Origin of the sequence: Acidisphaera rubrifaciens HS-AP3, assembly GCF_000964365.1 — a bacterium.
GTDB classification, from domain to species: domain Bacteria; phylum Pseudomonadota; class Alphaproteobacteria; order Acetobacterales; family Acetobacteraceae; genus Acidisphaera; species Acidisphaera rubrifaciens.
The window spans coordinates 1-2,004 of record NZ_BANB01000604.1; the positions used below are offsets into that span (position 1 = coordinate 1).

A 2,004-nucleotide genomic window follows, 5' to 3' on the forward strand; every position below is an offset into this window, starting at 1 on the left:
GCGCCGTCAGAACTTGAAGGCGACCGCCACCCCGACCTCGTCCTCGACCAGCGAGATATGATCCACGCCGCCGCCCGGCAGCAGCGGACTGGTGGGGCCGGACAGCGAGTTCTGAAAGGAATGCACATAGGCGACCGAGAGCTGCGTCGCCGGGGTGATGTCGTACGTGGCCCCGACCGACACCTGGTTCTGCACCAGCGCCGGCGCGAGGATGTTGAACGTGACGTTGGCGCTGCTGATCGGATTGCCGCTGTGATTAAAGCCCGCCCGCACCGTGAGCGCGTCGGTCAGCGCGTACGCGGCGCCCACCTTGAAGACGTTGATGCTGTTCCAGCCGAAGCCCGGGCCCCCGGAGGTGCCGAGCGGCGCGCGCGACATCGGCGAGTTGGCGATCGCGGCCACGCCGCCATAGAAGATCCGTTCGTAATCGGCAGCGAGCGTCAGCCCCGGGATCGGATGGATCGCAATACCCGCGCCCAGATTGCCCGGCACGTCGAACGAACCGGCGAACAGCCCCGAATAGGCGTTGAAGGGCGTGGCATAGAGCGGCGTCTGATACGTAAGGCCCAGCGACACGTCGGGCGTCACCTCCCAATAGGCGCCGACGCGGACGCCGCCGCCGACCGAGTACGAAAACCCCCGATCCGTCACGTTGCCGGGCGCCGCCGACAGGGCGGTGAAGGCACCAAGTCCATAGGCCGAGAACTGCTGCACCATCAGCTGCGGCGCGACGCCGAGCGAGAAGGTCGGCGTGATCTTGTAACTAGCCGTCGGCGCGATCACGAGCTGGTTGAGACTGACACCGAGCTTGCCCGGACCGCACAGCAGGTTGCTCGCCGGCGCGCCGGGGCCACAATGACCGGCCGCGATCGTGTCGCCCGGATAGGCGGTGGAGATGCCGCCGTTGCCATAGACCGTCAGACCGACGCTCAGGCGGTCGTCGACCGTGTAGACGGAGCCGAACTCCGGGATCGCGAACAGCGTACCGCTGCTGGTGGCCTCCCCGTTGAGGCCGAAGGCGTTATCGCTGCGGCTCGCGCTGCGGCCGGGGACGAACAGATACAGACCGAGATCGACCTGGGTATCGGCAAACGACGCGGTGGCCGGATTGGTGGCCCCGTTCATGCCGCCGTCGGTGAGGGCAATGCCCGTGCCCCCCATGCCGATCGACTTGATCCCATAGCCGTTCTGGAAATAGCCATCCGTCGCCCGCGCCGACCCGGGCGCCAGGATCGGCACCAGGATCAACGCAACCGCCGCCGCGACGCCGAGGCGGCCTGCTCCGCTCTTGACATAGGTCATGGACGTTTCCCGTTTTCCCCGGCCCTCTTGCAGGGGCCGGTGGTGTGTTGTTGGCGATCGTTGGGCCGGCACGGCCCCAGCCCGCAGGCGACGCGAGACGCGCCGCCGGCAGGGCTGACCACCGCTTTGCGCAGGCCTCGTCCATCTTATATGAGTAATAAACGATGCATGAAAGAAGTTTCATGATCCTGCCCGACGCGGCTCCGCCGGTTCTGGACCCCGAGGCGCTGGAAGCCCGGGCGACCGCCGCCGAGGCGTTCCTGCGCTCGCTGGCGAGCCGGCACCGTCTGCTGATCCTCTGCACGCTGCTGCAGGGCGAATTGTCGGTCGGCGAACTGGGACAGCGGCTCGGCCTGTCGCAGTCCAACCTGTCGCGCCATCTCGGCACGCTGCGCGCGGAGTCGCTGGTCGCGACGCGTCGCGAGGGGACGGTTGTTTACTACCGGATCGTCGCCGCCCGGGTGGTACCGTTCCTCACGGAACTATATAACCTGTTCTGCGCCCCGGACGCGCCGCCGCCCGGCTAGCGCCGGGCCCGAACGTCCAGGCCCGGCCGCCTCAGTCCGATTCCCCCGGCGGCCCCGCCCCCGCCAGCGGGTGATGCGTCTCGACCAGCCGTTGCAGCCGCTCGGCCAGGACGTGGGTGTAGATCTCGGTCGTGGTGATGCTGGCGTGGCCGAGCAGCGTCTGCAGGCTGCGCAG

Annotated in this window: 2 protein-coding genes and 1 pseudogene; 1 reads left to right on the forward strand and 2 read right to left on the reverse strand. The window is 68.1% G+C overall.

All coding sequences use genetic code 11. From position 1 onward, the window contains the following. Positions 1-6: 6 nt before the first annotated feature. Positions 7-1,302: an OmpP1/FadL family transporter gene (locus B8460_RS15260; RefSeq protein ID WP_048862465.1), complete on the reverse strand. Its 1,296-nt coding sequence runs from the start codon at positions 1,300-1,302 to the stop codon at positions 7-9. A gap of 182 nt (positions 1,303-1,484) precedes the next feature. Here B8460_RS15260 and B8460_RS15265 point away from each other — a divergent pair, with 182 nt between their 5' ends. Then, positions 1,485-1,829: an ArsR/SmtB family transcription factor gene (locus B8460_RS15265; RefSeq protein WP_052945255.1), complete on the forward strand. Its 345-nt coding sequence runs from the start codon at positions 1,485-1,487 to the stop codon at positions 1,827-1,829. Positions 1,830-1,860: 31 nt separating this feature from the next. On the opposite strand, the pseudogene B8460_RS23460 reads toward B8460_RS15265, so the two are convergent. Next, a pseudogene (locus tag B8460_RS23460) lies at positions 1,861-2,004 on the reverse strand (recombinase XerD); the annotation flags it as partial.